This is a genomic window from Arthrobacter sp. NQ4 (assembly GCF_029077345.1).
Taxonomy (GTDB): domain Bacteria; phylum Actinomycetota; class Actinomycetes; order Actinomycetales; family Micrococcaceae; genus Arthrobacter.
The window spans coordinates 101,657-120,642 of sequence record NZ_JARETC010000009.1 but is presented as its reverse complement, the minus strand read 5'-3'; the positions used below and the strand labels follow the sequence as shown (position 1 = coordinate 120,642).

The following is an 18,986-nucleotide window of genomic DNA, read 5'->3' as shown; positions in this document are numbered from 1 at the left end:
CCTGCGACCCGGCCGGAATTGGGCGGATCGCCGAATAAGGAGACGCGGATTATGCTTCTTGCACTAACCCTGAGGAGTTGCCATGCGTGTTGCCGATCTACTGGCGGATCCGGCGCTGAACATCCGCCTTGCCGTGCAGGGCAGCCCGGGACGCCTCGCGCGGCCCATCGCCTGGTGCGCGCCCACGGAGCACATGGACCCCACACCCTTCCTCAGCGTCAACGCGCTGCTGCTGACCAACGGCATGGGCCTCAACGTCAAGGACTACCGGATCTGGGATGCCTACGTTGAACGCCTGATGTCCGTGCCCGTGTCCGGTCTCGTTTTCGGCCTGGGCGCCGCGCACCGCGAACTGCCGGCCGGCCTGGTGCAGGCCTGCGAAGCCCATGGCCTTCCGCTGCTTGAGCTGCCTCCGGAAGTGCCGTTCATCCTGGTGATGAGGCACGTGGACCAGCGCATCGCGGCCGAGCGTTATGCGGAGCTTCGCGCCGGGTGGGAGCTGGCGGATGAGTGCACCAGGCTGGCAGCGGGGGGCCATTCCCTGGCGCAGGTACTGGAGCGGGTGGCCACCGCCGTCCGTGCGCGGGTTGCGGTCCTTGACCACAACGGCTTTGAACTCCTGTCCGCCGGAACAGCAGACGGCGGAACGGCCCGCACCACGCTGAGACTGCCCAGCGGCGGAATCCTCCACTTCAAGCTGGCCATCGAGGGCATCACCAGCAGCCTGGTCCTGCAGCCGCTGCTGGGGCCGGTGGCTGCGGTCATTGCCATGCAGCTGAGCTACACCCTTGGTTCGCGGTCGCCCCTGCACTCTCGGGAGGCCGCCCGCTTCATGGAGGCGCTCTACGAGGCCAGGGGAACGCCCGCGACGGCCCTGCGGCGCTACGCCGTGGAGGCTGGATTCGAGCCCGAGGGGCAGTGGGGCGCGGTGCTGATCGGCGCTGCAGGGGAGGTTGCCCCCGCAAAGCTGAGGACCATCGCGTGGAGGGTGCGGGTTGGCCTGCAGGCCGAGTACAGCACCGTGCGGTTCATGGAGGAGGCCGGCCTCACCACCGTGCTGGTGCAGCGCGGGGAAGCCGGGATGGAGCTGATGGACGCCGTCCGGAAGTCTTTCCAGGACGCGCCGGAACTCTCCGCCGTCGTCTCCTGGTGCGGGAACCTGGACGAACTGCCGCTGGTGCTGCAGCTGGCCCGCCGACGGGTAGGCGAGCCGGGGCTTCACCAGGCGCCGATCGCAGACCTTGCCGGCGTGGTGGAGAGCCTGCCCGGGCCGGGACTGGTGGGGATGTCCCGGCGCCTGCTGGCGCCGTTGATGTCCGACGGCGGCACCTCCTTGCGCGAAACGCTCGAGGCGTACCTGCGGTACAGCGGGAATACCCGCGAGACCTGCAGGGAGCTCTTCATCCACCGGAACACGCTGACGTACAGGCTGCGTAAAATCGAGGAGCTTCTGCACGTTGACCTTGAGGACGGCGAAGTGCGCGCCACCTGCCTGCTGGCATTGAAGGTCGTGGGCGCAGCAGCAGCCTAGTTGGCAGCCACTTCCGCCGCCGCCCTGGCGGCGCTGCTTTCCCGGACGCACAGCGTGGGCTTCAGCCGTTCAGGTTCGGGTTTTTCACCCCTGAGCACGGCCTGGATCAACTGCACTGCCGTCCGTCCGATGTCGGCCATCGGGGAATGGACGGAGGTCAGCGGAATGGGAAGTTCGGCCGCCAGGGAGGTGTCGTTGTAGCCCACTACGGCCACGTCCACACCCACGGTGAGGCCGTGGGACCGCAGGGCTCCCATGGCTCCAATGGCGGCGAAGTCGTTGACGGCGAAGATGGCGGTGGGCCGCGGCCTGCGGCTGGCGAGGATCCTTTCCCCGGCCTCCCGGCCCCCGGCCGTATCGAACCTGGACCACACCACGTCATCGTCGGAGATGGTGCCGCCCAGCGACCGCCAGCGGTCCAGGAAGCCGGCGGTGCGGTCGACGGCGGTGCTTGCGTACGGTTCACCGGCGATCACGGCGACCTGCCGGTGGCCCATCTCCCACAGGTGGCTGGCCACGAGCTCGCCGCCGAGGACGTCGTCGCAGGTGGCGGAGGGGTAGCCGGGTACCCGGCGGTTCATCAGGACGAACGGGACCTTCCGGTCGGTCAGTTCCTGCAGGAGGCCGCCGTCAAGATGGGCGTCACCAATGATGAGGCCGTCCACGCGGCGCGCCAGCATAAGGTCGATTTTCCGCCGCTGTTCCTCGGGATCATCGCGGGAGTTCATCACGAACGCGGAGTAGCCCACCTCGGCTGAGGCCTCGTCGATGCCCTCGTACATGATGGCCAGGACCAGGTCCGAAAGCCGGGGGACGATGACGCCGAGCAGCTTGGTCCGGCGGGTGCGAAGGCTGGCGGCCTGCGGGTCGGGGGAGTAGCCGAGCTTGCGGGCCAGTTCACGGACGCGCTCCGCGGTGGCGGCCGAGGCGGCTCCCTTGGCCACGTCGGAGCCGGAATGCAGGACCCTGGAGACGGTGGACGGATGGACGCCCAGTTCCCGGGCCAAATCCTTCAGCGTGACCGTCCGGCCGCCGTCGGCCTTTTCTTTCATGTCCATCTCCTGCCCACCGGGGCCACTGTAGCCCAGGTCCGCCGCCCAGCCCTGCCCAACAGGGCCCCAAGCGACTCTTGACGTGATCCGCTTCACATCCTAAAGTCGTTCATCAGCGCTACCCAAACGTTTGGGTAGACCACCCTAAAACTTCCCCCGGTGCCCCCACCCCCAGGCGCCGCCCCCCGTTTCCCTGCATCTCCTCTTCTTCGTGGAAGGTCACCCAATCGATTGGGTTGCGGACCGCGCAGCAAACCACCGGAGCTGAAATGACTCTTACCGACTCCCACGTCGTGCTGCTGGCTACTGGAGGCACCATCTCGTCGCGTTCTTCCCAGGCCGGCGGCGCCGTCGCCTCCGATACCGGCGAGCAGGTGTTCAAAGCCCTCGGCCCGCGTGTCTCCCACCCCGTCCGGGTGCTGGACGTGTTCCAGAAGGGGTCCTACCTCCTGACGTTCGACGACATGCTGAGGATCTGCGCCACCATCCAGGAGGTCCTCAAGAACCCCAGCGTCCTGGGCGTGGTGGTCACCCACGGCACGGACACCATGGAGGAGACCGCCTACCTCGCGGACCTGACGCACACGGACGATCGGCCGGTGGTGTTCACCGGCTCGCAGCGGGCCGCTGACTCCGACGCTCCCGACGGGCCGGACAACCTGGCCCGGGCCATCGCCGTCGCCGGTTCGAAGGACGGGCGGGGCAAGGGGGTCATGGTCCACTTTGCCGGCACCATCTTCCCGGCCGCCGGCGTCCGGAAAAGCCAAACTCTTCGGCTAGATGCCTTTGCGAACCCCGATTTTGGGGTACTTGGCCAGGTATCAGCCCAGGGAGAAGTCGCCATGGACGGCAGCGGCGGCAGGCTCGAGGCCCTGCCCCTGCCCCAGCCGGGCGGCGGCTCCCCGCGGGTGGACCTGGTTGCCGCCTACCCCGGCGCCGACTCCACCCTGATGCACGCCGCCCTTGAAGCAGGAGCGGAAGGCATCGTCCTGCAAGGAACAGGAAGCGGCAATGCAAACGCCAGCCTTTGCGCAGAGGTGGCCGCCGCCGTCGCGTCCGGCGCCGTGGTGGTCACCAGCACCCGCGTGGACGCGGGACCGGTGGTGCCCATCTACGGGGCCGGCGGCGGTGGCGAGGACCTGCGCGTTGCCGGTGCCATCAGCTCCGGCCACCTCCGGCCGTCACAGTCGCTGATCCTGCTCAGCCTCCTGCTCAGGATCAATCCTGACCGGGACAGGATCACCGAAATTTTTGCCCAACGAGGGAGGCCCCCTGAACCTTCCGCCTGACACCCAGAACACCCCGGTTTTGAACGAATTGAAAGGAAAATCTCATGGCTAAGGACATTCAAGTCGCCTTCGGCGTGGACGTAGACGCAGTGGCAGGCATGCTCGGCTCCTACGGAGGAGAGGACTCCCCGTGCGACATCAGCCGAGGCCTGTTCAGCGGTGAAGTCGGCGGACCCCGGCTGATCCGGTTGTTCCAGAAATACAACCTCCCGGCCACCTGGTTCGTGCCGGGCCACTCCATCGAAACCTTCCCGGAACTGACCCAGATGATCGTGGATGCCGGGCACGAGATCGGGGTGCACGGATATTCCCACGAGAACCCCATCGCCATGACCCGGGAGCAGGAGACCGCCATCCTGGACCGTGCGATCGAACTGATCGAAAAGGTGTCCGGCCGCCGGCCCACCGGCTACGTTGCGCCGTGGTGGGAATTCTCGCCCGTCACCAACGAGATCCTCCTGGAGCGCGGCATCAAGTACGACCACTCCCTGATGCACCGCGACTTCGAGCCGTACTACGTCCGCGTCGGGGACTCCTGGAAGAAGATCGACTACACCAAGGACGCCCAGACCTGGATGGAGCCGTTGAAGCGCGGGCAGGAAACGGACCTGGTGGAAATCCCGGCCAACTGGTACCTCGATGACCTGCCTCCCATGATGTTCATCAAGGCATCCCCGAACTCGCACGGGTTCGTCAACCCGCGCGACATCGAAGAGATGTGGCGGGACCAATTCGACTGGGTCTACCGCGAAATGGACCAGGCCGTCTTCACCATGACCATCCACCCGGACGTCTCCGGCCGCCCGCAGGTGCTCCTCATGCTCGAGCGGCTCATCGAACACATCAACTCCCATGAGGGCGTCACCTGGTGCACCTTCGACCAGATCGCCGATTCCTTCCTCGCACGCAGCCCCCGTAAGGACAACAAGTCATGAGCATCCAAGAACCGGTTGTCGACCTGTCGCAGCCCCGCCCGGACGAGAAGCGCCGCTTCCCGGTCTTTTCCAAGCGCCACACCACCACCGCCACCGTGCTTGCCCTGCTGGCCTGGACCGTGGCCGTCTTCGACTACGGCCTGTTCGGCACCCTGCTGCCGGCCATGCAGCAGGAATTCGGCTGGTCTGCCCCTGAGGCGTACGCCATCAACACCTGGATTGCCGTCGGCACCGCCATCGTCTGCTTCGGCATCGGGCCGGTCATTGACCGCCTGGGCCGCCGCAAAGGCATGATGACCACCATCGGCGGGACCGCCGTCGTCTCCGGCCTCACGGCACTGATCCCCACGGGGATCCCGTTCTTCAGCAACGCCATGCTGGTGGTGGTCCGTTCGTTCGGTGGCCTCGGATTCTCCGAGCAGGCCGTGAACGCCACGTACATGAACGAGGTCTACCAGGTCACCGAAGTCGCGGACAAGCGCAAGCGCCCCGGCTTCCACTACTCCTTCATCCAGGGCGGCTGGCCGCTCGGCTTCCTGCTGGCCAGCGCACTGGCCCTGGCCTTCCTGCCCTCCCTCGGCTGGCGCGCCCTGTACCTGATGGCCACCGTCCCGGCCGCCGTGATCGTCTGGGTCATCGCCCGGAAGCTCAAGGAAACGCCCCAGTTCGAACTGCACCACAAGCTGACCGAGCTCGAGAAGCACGGAAAGACTGAAGACGCGCACTCCCTGGCGCACGCTTACGGCGTCGAGCACTCCTCGGCAGCGCCGCTCAAGCGCATCTGGGAGCCGCACCTGCGCCGGAACACCATCGTGTTCTCCATCGCCTGGATCGTGAACTTCTTCGGCATCACCATCTTCAGCGTCCTGGGCAGCTCCGTGCTCAAGAACGCCAAGGGCGTGGAACTCTCGGACGCGTTCTGGATGCTGATCGTCATCAACCTGCTGGCGTACTTCGGCTACGTCTTCCACGGCTGGCTGGGTGACAAGATCGGCCGCAAGCGGACCATCATCGGCGGCTGGATCCTCTCCGGCATTTCCTTCGCCATCATGCTCAGCCCGCTGGCCAGCGACCCGTTCACCATCATCCTGACCTACGGCGCCGGCCTGTTCTTCCTGGTGGGCCCGTACGCGGCCATCCAGTACTTCATGGCCGAGTGCTACCCGGTCAGCTGCCGGGCTACCGGAACCGCCTTTATCGGTGCCATGAGCCAGCCCGGAACCATCATCGGCGGTGCCATCTTCACCGCCATCGCCGCCGGTGCCGGCACCGGCAGCGCAGCCCTGTGGGTCGGTGCTCTGGGCACCTTGGTCTCCGGGCTCCTGATGATCGCCGCCAAGCCCCCTGCTGAAGCCCTGATGGAGGACCACCCCCATGACGTCGCCTAACAGAGTCGCCATCATCACCGGTGCCGCCAGCGGCATCGGCCGCGCCCTCGCCGTCCACTACGCCCGCCAGGGGGTGGTGTCCGTCATAGGCACCTTCCCGGGCGATCCCCACGATCCGGAGGAAACCCTCCGGCTGGTCAAGGAGGCCAACGGTGAGGCGGTGATCCACGAGGTGGATGTCCGCACCACCGCGTCCGTGGATGCCCTGGCGCAGCGGGCCGTGGACGAGTACGGCCGGCTGGACTACGCGATCGCCAACGCGGGGATCCTCCGCAATTCCCCGCTGGGGGAGATGACGGATGAGCGCTGGCACGACATGCTCAACGTGGACCTCACCGGCGTGCTGCGCACGCTGCGTGCCGGGGCGGAGAGAATGACCGACGGCGGCGCGCTGGTTGCGGTCTCGTCCATCGCCGGCGGGGTGTACGGGTGGGAGGAACACGCCCACTATGCCGCTGCCAAGGCAGGGGTGCTGGGCCTGGTCCGCAGCGTGGCCGTGGAACTCGGTCCGCGGCAGATCCGGGCCAACGCCGTGATCCCCGGCCTTATTGAGACGCCGCAGTCCCTGGACCCGGTGAACTCGCTGGGCCCCGAGGGGCTGCAGCGCGCCGGGAATGACATCCCCTGGGGCCGGGTGGGAAAGCCGGAGGAAGTGGCCAGCGTGATCGGGTTCCTCACCTCCGACGACTCCCGCTACATCACGGGGCAGGCGCTGGTGGTTGATGGCGGCCTCACCGTGAAGATGCGCGCCTGACGGCGCCCTGACAGCCCGCCTCACAACGAAAGGACACTATGAACACATCGACTGCTGACCAAGCGTCCGGAAACGCCCAGGCCGGGAGCGGCCGCGGGGTGGTGGTCACCGGCGGTTCCAGCGGGATCGGCAAAGCCATCGCCGAGGCCTTCCTGGCCAACGGGGACCGGGTGGCGGTGCTGGACCGGGCCGGCGGGGACGGTGCCATCCGCGTGGACGTGGCCGATGAAGCCAGCGTGCGGGCGGCCTTCGCCGAGGCCCGGGAGAGGCTGGGCGGCATCGACGTCCTGGTCAACAGCGCGGGCCTGCTGACGGAGTCGCCGCTGGAGGACATGCCCCTGGCCATGTGGAACGAGACCCTCACGGTGGACCTGACCGGTGTGTTCCTGTGCTGCCGGGAGGTGGTGGGGGAGATGCGGCAGCGCAAGTGGGGCCGCATCATCAACATCGCCTCCCAGTTGGCCATTAAGGGCGGCGTGGGGCTGACGCATTACAGTGCGGCCAAAGCCGGTGTCGTGGGCCTGTCCAAAGCCCTGGCCCTGGAAACCGCGGCGGACAATGTGCTGGTCAACTGCATCGCCCCGGGCCCGATCGAGACGCCGCTGGTGGAGGGCATCTCGGAAAGCTGGAAGGCCGCGAAACGGGCTGAACTTCCGCTCGGCCGTTTCGGGACGCCGGCGGAAGTGGCGCCGGCGGCCGTGCTGCTGGCCAGCGACCCGGGCGGAAACCTGTTTGTGGGACAGACGCTGGGGCCCAACTCCGGCGACGTCATGCCGTAAGGAAAGGGAGCGAGATGTGCGGTGCCTGCGGAAGGACCATCATTGCCGACCCTGTCCTGGGCCCGGTGCGGACCATGCGGCAACACCTGATCGTGGCCGCCACGGTCAACGCCGTCTGTACCGGCCTCCCGGGTGCCCCGAAGGTTACTGCCCTCAAGGACGGGTGGCTGATGACCGGCGCCGCCGGGGCCTCCAGGCAGTGCCAGACGCTGGAAGAACTGTGGTCCGCCGTGCTCGGCTGCTTCACTGACTCAGCGGTTGTGAACCGACTGCGCACACGCCGGCAGGCGTACGCAGCTGATCCGGCCAACGCGGGCCTGCCGGCGCGCGCGGCTGGAATGCATCCGGACCCGGATGCGGCCAATACCCCAAAGGAGATCTTGAATGACTGATTACACCCCGCTCTGGTCACCCATCCGGATCGGTTCCACGGAACTGGAGAACCGGGTTGCGCTGGCTCCCATGACGAGGATCAGCGCAACGGAGGACGGGCACGCCACGGAAAGAATGGCTTCCTACTACCGGACGTTCGCCCGCGGGGGCTTCGGGCTGCTGATCACGGAAGGCATCTATCCGGACACCGCCCACAGCCAGGGCTACCACTACCAGCCCGGGATCGCCACGGAGGAGCAGGCCCGGTCCTGGGCGAACGTGGTGGACGGGGTCCACGCGGAGGGGGCCAAGATCTTCGCCCAGCTGATGCACGCGGGGGCGCAGAGCCAGGGGAACCGGTTTGTGGCCTCCTCGGTGGGACCGTCGGCGGTGGCGCCCAAGGGCGAGCAGCTGGGGTTCTACCGCGGCGAAGGCCCGTATCCCGTTCCTTCCGCGATCACCCTGGTGCAGATGCAAGAGGTGCGGGATGGGTTCGTGTCGGCCGCGCTGCTTGCGCAGCGGGCCGGCTTCGACGGCGTCGAGATCCATGGCGCCAACGGGTACCTGCTGGACCAGTTCCTCACGGACTACCTGAACCAGCGCGACGACCAGTACGGCGGCTCAGCGGAAAACAGGGTGCGGCTCGCCGCTGAAATCTGCCACGACGTCCGCGAGGCTGTTGGCCCGGACATGACGGTGGGGATCCGCATCTCCCAGGCCAAGGTCAGCGACACTGAGCACAAGTGGAGCGGGGGAGTGGAAGAAGCCCAAGTCATTTTCGGCGCCCTGGGCGCGACGGGCATCGATTTTGTCCATACCACCGAGTACCGCGCCGCCGAGCCTGCGTTTGCGGATGCCGGGGCAACCTTGGCTGCGCTGGCGAAGAAGTACTCGGGCGTGCCGGTGATCGCCAACGGCAAGCTGGACGATCCGGACACTGCAGCGTCCATGCTGGCGGAGGGCTCGGCGGACGTCGTTGCGCTCGGCAAGGGAGCCCTCGCCAACCGGAACTGGCCGCACCTTGTCCGCAACAACCTGGAGTTCGAGGAATTGGACCCGTCCATCTTCGCTCCGCTGGCGGATGTGAAGGACTGGGAGCTGGAGGACGGGTAGGCCAGGGCCCGGGGACGTTCCGCAACCCGGTGGCTCGTTAAGGACAGCGAACGGACCTCGGGTTCCATGGCTTCAATGTACGCCGGGGTGGGTGGGAATTCCGATGCTGTCCTGCGACAGTCGCCTCCGCTTAGTCGGCCAGGCCGTTCCTCACTGCGAACAACGTGGCACCCACCCGGTTGGTTGCACCGATCTTGGTGTAGATGTGCTCCACATGGTTCCGGACCGTCTTGCGTGCGAGAAACAGGGCGGCGGCTATCTCGGCCGGGGCCATTCCGCGGCACAGCATGCCGAGGATTTCCACTTCCCTGGGGGTGAGTCCGGCCGGAGCGGCAGGACGGCGGTGCAGCTGCTGGCCCGCCGCCAGCAGGACCGCGTCAGCAGCCTCGCGGCTGATCCGGCCGGCGGAAACCTCCCGCCCCAGCCTGGCAGCTGCATCGGCCGGTGGGAGCGCGGCCCGGTGCGGGCGCGGCTCCAGGGAGGCATGGTACGAGTCCGCGGCCGCCAGGATCCGCTGCTTGATCCCCAGTTCCGCGCCGCCAATTCCTCGGGGGTAGCCTGACCCGTCCAGCCGCTCATGGTGCAGGCCGGTCAAAGCCGCCTCGCCCTTCAAACCGGGAACGCGGCCGAGGATCCGTTCGCCCAGGTAGGGATGCAATTGAATGCGTTCCAGGTCCGCACGGGACAGGGGCTCCTTCTTGTCCCACACCTGGTTGGATACTCCCAGCCGGCCCAGGTCGTGCACCCATCCTGCGCGGCGGAGCTGCGTGACGTCGTCGGCCGGCAGCCCGTGTATCTCGCCCGCGGCGGCCGCGAGGGCAGCCACGGCGCGCGAATGTCCGGCAGTGTACGGAGATTTGAGGTCCGCGAAGTCGCCGACGGCCTGGAGTACCGCGTCCAGCTGCGGGCCGGACAGGGGAGCGTCGCTGGGAGCCAGGTCCAGGGCCGCCTGCCAGCAGTCGACGTCGAGCAGTCCTTCCGTGAGCGCCCCGGCCTGGTCGATGAACAGCCCGGCCAGGGCCGGATCGAACTGGCTGCCGCGCCGCGCCCGCACCATGGCCACCGCCCCGGCCACGCCCTCCTGCCGCAGGAACACCTCCGCCGTATCAGCGAGGTGCATGATCCGCATTTCCAGCGGGATGTCCGGCCCAGCGACGCCCTCCGGCAGGCCCTTGCCGTCCCATCGCTCAAAGGTGTGGGCAAGCAGTCCTGCCACGCCGCCGTCGAGCCCCACATTGCTGGCCAGCACCCCGGCGGAGATGCAGTGCGAGGCAATCATGTTGCGCACCGCGGCGCTGCCCGTCGCCGCGAAACGCGTCCAGTAGGCAAACCGGGCCAGCGGCGGGAGGCCCGCGCCGGCATGGCTGAACATGCCGGCGTACATGGGCAGCCCGTGCTGGTCGCGGTTGTAGTAATCGGCGCGGAAGGCGATGTCGTCCGTGAACAGCGCCGCCAGTTCGAAGGAATCCGCGTGGCAGCCGATCCATGCCACCTGGTTGGCGTAGTAGAGCCTGCCCTGACCGGCGGCGTCAACGCCCGCGGCCTTGGCGATCCGCAACGCCAGCAGGCAGGAGCGCAGCATGTGCTCCATCGGTTGCCCCAGGCCCAGGTCGATGGCGAGCGACAGCGCGGCCAGGACTTCACTGCGTCGGGGTCCAGCCGGTGGCTGCTTCACACGTGCCATTCTAGGGACGCCATCACCTCGGGCAGTAGGGGCATGCGGGCCGGAGGGACCGGCCGCCGCCGTCATGCCGCCTGTTTCCTCCCGGTGCGTTCGCTGGCGGGTTCCGCGCTGGATGGAGCGGTGGACGGGAACCGCACGCCCACCTGCGCTCCGAACAGTCCGCGTTGCGGAAGCCAGAAGTCCGCCAGGTGGTCCTGCACCTCCAGCGGCCCGGGCTGTCCGGCGTCCTCACCCAGGATGGTTGCCTGGGAGCCCGTGACCAGCCACAGCTTGCGCGGCTGGGCCTGGAACGTCTGGCCGTTGGGCACCACGCCGGAGACCTTCATCCTGCCGGCGTTCAGCAGCGGCCCGGCGAATGCTCCCATGGCGCGGAGCACCAGCTCGTTGCGCCATAGCGTCTCGGGCATCCGGACGGCCATGGCAGTCAGCATCGAGGTGGCCGCGGAGGTGCCCAGCTCCAGGCGCCAGTCAATGGCGCCCGGGACCGTGATCCGGGCGGTGAAGGGCCCGCTCCACTGGATGTCGACGTCGGTCTCCACCGTATGGTGCACGGCCGACCCGAAGTATCGTGCGCAGCTGAACTCCGGTGCGGTGTTGGCGTAGATGGTCCACTCGCCGCCGGGCGTGCGGTGCCAGACGGAGCGGTAGCCGGGGCCTACGGAGCTCACCGGAAAATCCCGGAAGGCCAGGTAGTGGCCGCTGGTGAAAGGCAATCCCAGGACGGCGTAGCCGGCGAAGTGCTCCGCTGCGTCGAACGGAAGTTCGGCAAGTGTCGGCGTTGCCCCTGCTGATGACTGCGGCTGATAGGTGGTCATGGCCGCCTCCTTTTCTCTATGCGATGAGATTAGGACCGGGCCGCAGCGGGGGCATGGGGCAACTGCCCCATTTAGGATCGGCTTTTACACGGCGTCGATGGTTTCGAGCCACTCCAGGAACGTCTCGCGTCCGACGGCGGAACCCGGCGCCGGGATCAGCGCGCCGCTGCGCATCGCCTTGCCCATCGGGCCGGGCACCCGGAGCGGGACGATCCGCTTTTTCTGCCCCGTCTTGGCCAGATAGGCCGCGACCAGGCTCTTCAGCTGCTCGGCCCGCGGGCCGCCGAGGTCCGGGAGGCGTCCGTGGGGGCCGGCCTCGGCCGCGTCCACCAGGGCGGCGGCCACCTCCTGTGCCGCCACCGGTTGGGTGAGCATGGTGGGTACGAAGACCAGGGGGCCGACCGAGGCGGCCTTGATGGACATCGGCACGAACTCGTGGAACTGGGTGGACCGGAGGAGGCTCCAGGGAACACCGCCGTGCCTGACTTCGTCCTCCTGCACCAGCTTCCCGGCGTACAGTCCTGAATTGGCGTGATCGATCCCCACGATGGACAGCGCCACATGGTGAGTTACGCCGGCCTTCTTCTCCGCCGCGAGGAGATTCTGGGTGGCGTTGGTGAAGAAGTCCACGGCTTTCTTGGTGGACACGGTTTGGATCCCGGCGGTGTCGATCACTGTTTCGACACCCTGGAGTGCCTGGTCGAGGCCGCGCCCGGTAACCAGGTCCACGCCTTCGACGCGGCTGAGGCTGACCACGTGGTGCCCGCGCTCCCTGGCGATGGCCACCACGTGGCGGCCCACCGCACCTGTTCCCCCTGCAACGGCAATCCTCATGGAAGAAATCCTATGCCGCTGCTACGACAAAAGGCCGTGCTTTGCGGGCCCTGCCGTGTGGCGGCAGCAACCAGCGGGGGGCGTGTGCCTGGCGCCGCCCGTGCCTGCGGGACAGCGGTGTGAATGCCGGACATCGTGTCGGGAAGCGTAGGGAGTGCCATCAGGGGTGACACCCTCGTCCGCGTCACCCCTTGTGGCACAGTCCTGGCTAGTCTTGCACTTCGGCGTCGAGGTCCATCTCCAAGAGCCCAATCAAGTGGTTGAGGGTTTGATCCGATCCGGGCTCGTCAGCGCGAAGTACCACTACATTGCCATAGGAAGCGCCGAGGCTCATCAAGGAGAGGAAGCTGTTCGCATCGAGTGCTTGATCGGAGCTCACCTACGGCGGTGTTGGTGATTTCCAGTCCGACTTAACTGTCGGCATCAGCGAAAACTCATGCGTGTTTCCGCTCGCCTGAGCCGGCAGCAGCGTCATCATCCAGCGAGGACAACAGCCGCGAAGCAGCAGCCTTCACGTCCGCCTGAACAACCACATCCGCCGGTGGATTCGTCGGCCCACCGCGATGTCGATGTGAATAACCGTGGCCCCCGGCGCAGCAGCGCCCGAAGGCATGGTGGGCGGACTCAGGCTCGCCCCGGCCATCAGGACCAGTCGGATTGTCCATGAGGCCTGTTGCTGTGTCGGCGCCAAAGCGCCCGCCCAGTTACCCCTCCCCGTCGAGGAGATTGAGCGCAAGGGCGGTTCCGCGCTCCGCGCACCGAACCGGTCAGCGAGTTCGCGTAGTTCGGTCCCGGCGCCGGAGAGAGGGGCGCCCGGTCGGCGGGATCATAGGCCGCGTAGTCCGCCGAGACGGCAGTCCGATGGAGTTACTGCTGGATTTCCAAGTCGGTGATCTTCCAATCGGTGCCCTGAAACGTCAAGGTAATTTTTCCGATCTTGCCGCTGTCTCCGCCTTGGCCGGATTTTTCGATGCCCTTGATCTTGATATCACTGGCTTTGATCGTCGCTGTATCTCCATTGATGGTAATCCCGGACTCGTTAGCAGTCATTTCAGTATCCGGAGTGAGCATTGCTGCCAGTGCAAAAATGCCGATTAAGGCCGGGCCCTTCTTCTCATCCAAAGCCAGATAAGAGTAGGACTGGGGAAATGCGGCTTTAAGCTTTGCTGCCTTCTCGTCGTCAGTCCCGCTGCCTGCGCCTCCGGTCATTGCCGCCTTCATATAGCCGTCCGATTCGTTGGAAACGGTCAAAAGAAACGAGTCGAGAAACTTCTTAACCTCGGCAGGCGTGTGCTGGACAACCGGCGGCGCAGTCACAGCAGACGTTTCTTGGGGAGCTGAACCTGGTGTGGTTGAAGTGCCGGCACCGCAACCTGCAATGCCCACGAGAAGGCAGAGCGCAGCGATGGAGAGTGCGGTGCGTTGGCTGATTTCATTCATTTTCTTCCCCCAATTTGATCATATGGCGCTGGATCAGCATACGGCTCTGCATCTGACTTGTCGCACAATGACATACTGCCCCTGAAGGGGTTCTATATTGATCCAATGACAGTTGGCGGGCAGAATCCTTTGCCAAAAAATACAAAGAACACAAGGGGGAATAGATATGCGGGCTAGGGTTGTTGCGCTTGGCGTCGTCGCTATTGCGTTACTCGGGACAGGTTGCGCTGGTGAAAAGGATGTTGTCGAGCAGAAGACTGGGAATGCAGCCTCAGGCAGTTCTGCATCCAGTTCGGCAGTTCCGACGAAGGCTTCAGGGTCACTCGTTTCAAGCGGCTTCGGACAAAAGGACGGATACGTATGGGTCACTTCGCTTGTCCATAACGACTCGGACAAAGTCGGGCAGACGGTAACGGTCCAGTTCAACGCCAAGGACGCGACTGGCAAGTTGGTCAAGTCCACCAGCCAGGTTGAAACCTTTACCCGGGGCAACCAAGACATCGCGGTTGGAACCCAGATCGACGTGCAAAAGGACGTCAAGATTGCCACGGTCGAGGCAACACTACTGATCGAGGACCGCGGCGCCTTCTCGAGAGAGCCGTTTCCGGAGATGCCGACGACGCCCGTGACTGTTGTAGCCGACCCGTACGGCGGTTCGACGGCTACCTTCGAACTGACCAATCCCACTGGCCAGCCGGTCAAGAGTCCGCGACTGGGCATCATTTGCTACGACGCGGCAAATACGATTATTGGCGGTGGAGTCGACTTCCCTGAACTCGTACCGCCTTCGGGGAAAGTCGCGGTGGAGGCGCACCTCCTTACGTCCAGCGTGCCGGCCACTTGCAGGGCCTTCGATGGTGGGCCGATGTTCTAAGTTTCTGGAAGCTCCACCTGGGTACGTGGGGAGGAGGAGTCCGGCTACCACTGCGGGTGAAGGATACTCTGCCTCCACCCGCAGTAGTCGGAGATTTGTGCTGCCAAACAGGACTGGGGCGATGCTTAGCGCACCGAAGTTGAAATTGGATCAAAGGGAAGAGTTCTTGAAGTTCTCGCTCAGCACGGCCCCGCTCTTCAGGGCTGGCACTCCCAGACGGCTTTAGCATTGACGGGTATACGGAGATTCGTGGCAGGTTGATTGGCACCGCTAGTCGAAAACGTGGAAGTTACACTCGCCATGCGAAAACTCTTCCGTCGGCGGTCATGTAACGGGCTTCAGTGATGGGTGTGCCCTCCATGATTGGCATGATGATCCATCCTCTGGCACATTCTCCCCAATTTAGGGCACCACCTTCTGGATACATTGGGGTGACTGGGTTACCCGTATATCCGCTCGAACGGTCGTGGATGCCGTTATTCGAGTCGCGAAGACTCCACCTTTGGGATGAGACCGAAGGCTTTGATTTTCCGTCCTTCGGGTCGCTACCGAGACAAACCTCTACCTCGAAGGCTCCGAGGTCCTTGTTGTATTCATCGCGAATCTGCTTGTACTGGAAGAAAGTCGCACTGGCCCCCGTTTCTTTCACTCGGACTGGGGTGCCGGGGGTGGACGGAGCGGCAGGCGGGGACACTGGTGCTGGCGGCGCCGTAACGGTTTGGGTGACCGTAACAGTCGCTGTTGGCGCGGCAGCGGGTGCGTCGGTGGAACAGCCAGTTGCCGGCAGCACTGCAGTAGCGACAGCAAAAAAACCAGCAAAACGGCTAATGCGTCTATTCAATTTCAATCCCCCAAATACTCCAAGATCTCGGACTTCTATACGAGCCCACGCGATCATACATGGCTTCTCTGTAATAGCAGAGTATTTCGCGGCTATTGACCAGTGGATCCCAGAGACCCCATTTGCAAGGTTGGAAGGCGGCAGCCCTGATTGGGCCGACCGGGTGCTTTTCAATTAGATATTGGTTGCGGGATTCTTATCCCGGGCCAGCCCCATAAACATCGTCCGGTGCAGGATGTCCACGTGCTTCCGGGACACCTCCACCGCCTCCTCAACGTTGCCGGCCCGGAGGGCAGCCACCAAAGCTACGTGGTCGAGGTTGGACGTGTGCAGCTTCTCGATGGGGTAGGGGATGAAGTAGTCGTACAGCTCGGCGAGGGTCTCGTGGTAGACCTCGACGGCGCTGGCCAGGCAGGACGCCGTGCCCACCAGTTGGTGGAACTGCTCGTCCATCCGGTGATAGTAGGACCAGTCGCCCGACTCAGCCATCTCTAGAGTCAGCCGTTCCAGTTCGTCCAGCTGCTCCGGCGTGGCATTCACCGCCGCGTAGTGGGTGACCGCGCATTCGAACAGCAGCCGGCGGTCCACCAGCCGGTTCACTGCCTGTGACTCGGCGGGGGAGGCGGACAGCTCCGCCAGAACTTCAGCAGGCGGCGAATCCGCCACGAACGTTCCGCCGGCCCGCCCCCGTCGGCGCACCACCACTCCCTGCTCGGCCAGGCTTGCCAGCGCACGCCGGGCCGTAATCGGGCTGACCGACAAACCGAGCGCCACGTCCTCCTGGTCCGGCAGCCGCTCGCCCGGTTTCAGCAAGCCCAGAGAAATTGCCATGCCGATCCGCATCCGGACCGCGTCCATGGCGCTGCGCCGCTCCATCCCGGGCCTGCCGGCGCCAAGGCGCGGGGGCTCGGCGGTGTCCTCCAGCTGATCGGTCATGACCGCTACTTTACGGCCCACGCCGGCCCCCTTCCCTTTATTAGATCATTCTGATCTAATATAACCCGGATCACACCCCCACAGCGGAGAAAAACCCATGCAACGCATCCTTCCCCTCGTCGCCGCCCAGGCACGGCCCCGGCTCATAGGCGAACCCGTCTCGGCCTTCGCGGACGAGGTCAAAGCAGCCCTCGAAGCCCAGCCGCACAGCAAACTGGTGGTCTTCCCCGAGCTGCACCTCTTCGGCGATGAAAACCCGGACCTGCAGCGTGCCGAGATGCTCCAGGCCAGCGCCGAACCGCTGGACGGGCCTCGGGTCACACAGCTCAAGCAGCTCGCCAGGGACCTCAACATCTGGCTGGTTCCCGGCAGCGTCTGCGAACGCGGCCCGGAAGGCCAGCTGTTCAACACCCAGCTGGTCCTGTCGCCGGACGGGGAGCTCGCCGGGTACTACCGGAAAATCTTCCCCTGGCGCCCGTTCGAGCCCTACGACCCCGGCGACCGGTTCACCACCGTGGACCTGCCCGGCATCGGCAGGGTGGGCCTGAACATCTGCTACGACGCCTGGTACCCGGAGGTGTCCCGCCAGCTCGCCTGGATGGGTGCCGAGGTGATCCTCAACGTCGTCAAAACCACGACGCCAGACCGCAGGCAGGAACTGATCCTCGCCAAGGCCAACGCCATCGTCAACCAGGTGTTCATGGTCAGCGTCAACTGCGCCGGGCCCACCGGCAAGGGCCAAAGCATCATCGTGGACCCGGAGGGCAACACCCTCGCCGAGGCCCCGGACGCTGAACCGGTGCTGCTCACCGCGGAACTGGACCTGGCCGCCGTCGAGCATGTCCGCACGCACGGCACGGAGAACCTCAACCGCCCATGGTCGCAGTTCCGCGAGGGGGAGCCCGCCGTCGAACTTTCCGTCTACCAAGGCCGGATAAATCCGGCCACCTGGACACCGCCGTCCTACAAGCCGTAAGGACACACCGTGACAACAACCCTCACCCGCACGCTGAAGCTGCCTTCGCTGGTCCTGTTCGGGCTGGCGTACCTGACCCCCATCATCGTCCTGGGGATCTTCGGCATCATCGCCGAAACCACCGGCGGCGCCGCGCCCGCCGCGTACCTCGTGGCACTGGTCGCCATGCTGTTCACCGCGCACAGCTACGGCCGGATGGCCATCGCCTACCCCGTGGCCGGCTCCGCCTACACCTACGTCCGCCGCTCCATCGACCCCCGCGTGGGCTTCCTGGTGGGCTGGGCCGTGCTGCTCGACTACCTCTTCCTGCCCATGGTCATCTGGTTGATCGGCGGCTCATACCTGACCGCCCAGTTCCCCGGCATCCCCATCGGCGTCTGGATCGTGGGCTTCATCGTCATCACCACGCTGCTGAACATCCTGGGCATCAAGGTGGCGGACAAGGCCAACTACGTGCTGATGGCATTCCAGCTGCTGGTCATCGTGTTCTTCGTGGCCCTGGCCATCGGCAACGTGGTCTCCGCCAACGGCGCCGAGGGACTGGCCAGCGGGCAGCCGTTCTTCAACGACACCTCCAGCTTCGCCACCATCTCCGCGGGTGCCGCCATCGCCGCCTACTCGTTCCTGGGCTTCGACGCCGTCACCACCCTCACCGAGGAAACCATCGACCCGCGCCGGAACGTGCCGCGCGCCATCATGCTGGTGGCCCTGATCGGCGGCGGCATCTTCGTGGCCGTGTCCTACGTGACCCAGCTGGTGCACCCCGGCGGCGTGTTCGAGGACTCCGCGTCCGCTGCCAGCGCCATCGCCCTGCAGATCGGCGGGGAGCTGTTCGGTGCCGTGTTCCTGGCCGGCCTGGTGGTGGCGCAGTTCGCCTCCGGCCTCGCCGCGCAGGCCAGCGCCTCCCGCCTGATGTACGCCATGGGCCGCGACTCCGTCCTGCCCAAGGCGGTCTTCGGCAAGCTCCACGAGCAGTACCACACCCCCGTGGCCAACCTGGTCATCACCGGCATCATCGGCCTGATCGCGCTGTTCCTGGACGTGGCCACGTCGACGTCGTTCATCAACTTCGGTGCCTTCACCGCCTTCACGCTGGTGAACGCCTCGGTGGTGTTCCACTACGTGCGCCAGCGCCGGGCCGGGCACCAGCTGAACCCCGTGTCCTACGTGGTGGTCCCGGTGATCGGCGCCATCATCTGCGCCTACCTCCTCTCCCAGCTGGACAGCAACGCCATTACGCTGGGATTGTCCTGGCTGGTGCTCGGCATTATCGTCCTGGCCCTGATAACCCGCGGATTCAAGGCCGCACCCCCGGAGATGACGGCCACCGAGAAGGCGACCGTCGAGGCAGCTGCCTGAGCCTGTTCTGTTTG

At 65.7% G+C, this 18,986-nt stretch carries 17 protein-coding genes and 1 pseudogene; 11 read left to right on the top strand and 7 right to left on the bottom strand.

What is annotated here, in order from left to right:
* Window positions 1-82: 82 nt before the first annotated feature.
* Entirely contained in the window at window positions 83-1,531 is a 1,449-nt protein-coding gene (locus PUN51_RS15330; RefSeq protein WP_275181566.1) for a PucR family transcriptional regulator, read from the top strand.
* Here the strand turns inward: PUN51_RS15330 and PUN51_RS15325 are convergent.
* The gene (locus tag PUN51_RS15325; protein ID WP_275181564.1) at window positions 1,528-2,583 is read right to left on the bottom strand and encodes a LacI family DNA-binding transcriptional regulator; all 1,056 of its coding nucleotides are present in this window, start codon (window positions 2,581-2,583) and stop codon (window positions 1,528-1,530) included. The genes PUN51_RS15330 and PUN51_RS15325 overlap by 4 nt on opposite strands.
* A gap of 269 nt (window positions 2,584-2,852) precedes the next feature.
* Here PUN51_RS15325 and PUN51_RS15320 point away from each other — a divergent pair, with 269 nt between their 5' ends.
* The 7 genes from PUN51_RS15320 to PUN51_RS15290 are packed head-to-tail and all read left to right on the top strand — an operon-like array spanning window position 2,853 to window position 9,213.
* The gene (locus PUN51_RS15320) at window positions 2,853-3,872 is read left to right on the top strand and encodes an asparaginase (protein WP_275181562.1); all 1,020 of its coding nucleotides are present in this window, start codon (window positions 2,853-2,855) and stop codon (window positions 3,870-3,872) included.
* Between the two features lie 44 nt (window positions 3,873-3,916).
* Window positions 3,917-4,807 carry a polysaccharide deacetylase family protein gene (locus PUN51_RS15315; RefSeq protein ID WP_224025290.1) on the top strand — a complete coding sequence of 297 codons (891 nt, stop codon included), beginning with the start codon at window positions 3,917-3,919 and terminating at the stop codon, window positions 4,805-4,807.
* Window positions 4,804-6,195 carry an MFS transporter gene (locus PUN51_RS15310; protein WP_275181560.1) on the top strand — a complete coding sequence of 464 codons (1,392 nt, stop codon included), beginning with the start codon at window positions 4,804-4,806 and terminating at the stop codon, window positions 6,193-6,195. The genes PUN51_RS15315 and PUN51_RS15310 overlap by 4 nt, the downstream gene beginning before the upstream one ends.
* Entirely contained in the window at window positions 6,182-6,949 is a 768-nt protein-coding gene (locus PUN51_RS15305) for an SDR family NAD(P)-dependent oxidoreductase (RefSeq protein ID WP_224025292.1), read from the top strand. The genes PUN51_RS15310 and PUN51_RS15305 overlap by 14 nt, the downstream gene beginning before the upstream one ends.
* A gap of 38 nt (window positions 6,950-6,987) precedes the next feature.
* On the top strand, window positions 6,988-7,728 hold the full coding sequence (locus tag PUN51_RS15300) for an SDR family NAD(P)-dependent oxidoreductase (protein ID WP_275181558.1): 741 nt from the start codon (window positions 6,988-6,990) through the stop codon (window positions 7,726-7,728).
* A 14-nt stretch (window positions 7,729-7,742) separates the two neighbouring features.
* The gene (locus PUN51_RS15295) at window positions 7,743-8,120 is read left to right on the top strand and encodes a hypothetical protein (RefSeq protein WP_275181556.1); all 378 of its coding nucleotides are present in this window, start codon (window positions 7,743-7,745) and stop codon (window positions 8,118-8,120) included.
* The gene (locus PUN51_RS15290) at window positions 8,113-9,213 is read left to right on the top strand and encodes an NADH:flavin oxidoreductase (RefSeq protein WP_275181555.1); all 1,101 of its coding nucleotides are present in this window, start codon (window positions 8,113-8,115) and stop codon (window positions 9,211-9,213) included. Before PUN51_RS15295 ends, PUN51_RS15290 begins: the two co-directional genes overlap by 8 nt.
* 130 nt (window positions 9,214-9,343) lie before the next feature.
* On the opposite strand, the gene PUN51_RS15285 is transcribed toward PUN51_RS15290, so the two are convergent.
* The 5 genes and pseudogenes from PUN51_RS15285 to PUN51_RS15265 all read right to left on the bottom strand — a co-directional run bounded on the left by PUN51_RS15285 (window position 9,344) and on the right by PUN51_RS15265 (window position 13,986).
* Window positions 9,344-10,888 carry an HD domain-containing phosphohydrolase gene (locus PUN51_RS15285; protein ID WP_275181554.1) on the bottom strand — a complete coding sequence of 515 codons (1,545 nt, stop codon included), beginning with the start codon at window positions 10,886-10,888 and terminating at the stop codon, window positions 9,344-9,346.
* Window positions 10,889-10,959: 71 nt separating this feature from the next.
* On the bottom strand, window positions 10,960-11,712 hold the full coding sequence (locus PUN51_RS15280; protein WP_275181553.1) for a hypothetical protein: 753 nt from the start codon (window positions 11,710-11,712) through the stop codon (window positions 10,960-10,962).
* A gap of 84 nt (window positions 11,713-11,796) precedes the next feature.
* Entirely contained in the window at window positions 11,797-12,546 is a 750-nt protein-coding gene (locus PUN51_RS15275) for an SDR family oxidoreductase (RefSeq protein WP_275181552.1), read from the bottom strand.
* A gap of 208 nt (window positions 12,547-12,754) precedes the next feature.
* A pseudogene (locus tag PUN51_RS20860) lies at window positions 12,755-12,919 on the bottom strand (HPr family phosphocarrier protein); the annotation flags it as partial.
* A 494-nt stretch (window positions 12,920-13,413) separates the two neighbouring features.
* Window positions 13,414-13,986 (bottom strand): hypothetical protein, encoded by a 573-nt coding sequence (locus PUN51_RS15265; protein ID WP_275181551.1) that lies wholly within the window; start codon window positions 13,984-13,986, stop codon window positions 13,414-13,416.
* 166 nt (window positions 13,987-14,152) lie between these two features.
* Here PUN51_RS15265 and PUN51_RS15260 point away from each other — a divergent pair, with 166 nt between their 5' ends.
* Window positions 14,153-14,860, top strand: a complete 708-nt coding sequence (locus tag PUN51_RS15260; protein ID WP_275181550.1) for a hypothetical protein — start codon at window positions 14,153-14,155, stop codon at window positions 14,858-14,860.
* Window positions 14,861-15,875: 1,015 nt separating this feature from the next.
* Here PUN51_RS15260 and PUN51_RS15255 read toward each other — a convergent pair.
* Window positions 15,876-16,637, bottom strand: a complete 762-nt coding sequence (locus PUN51_RS15255) for a FadR/GntR family transcriptional regulator (protein ID WP_275181549.1) — start codon at window positions 16,635-16,637, stop codon at window positions 15,876-15,878.
* Window positions 16,638-16,734: 97 nt separating this feature from the next.
* Here PUN51_RS15255 and PUN51_RS15250 point away from each other — a divergent pair, with 97 nt between their 5' ends.
* Both PUN51_RS15250 and PUN51_RS15245 read left to right on the top strand, forming a co-directional pair.
* A complete protein-coding gene (locus tag PUN51_RS15250) occupies window positions 16,735-17,613 on the top strand; it encodes a carbon-nitrogen hydrolase family protein (RefSeq protein WP_275181548.1) in 879 nt (292 codons plus the stop codon).
* A gap of 9 nt (window positions 17,614-17,622) precedes the next feature.
* Window positions 17,623-18,972, top strand: coding sequence for an APC family permease (locus PUN51_RS15245; RefSeq protein WP_275181547.1), 1,350 nt, complete (start codon window positions 17,623-17,625; stop codon window positions 18,970-18,972).
* Window positions 18,973-18,986: the final 14 nt, after the last annotated feature.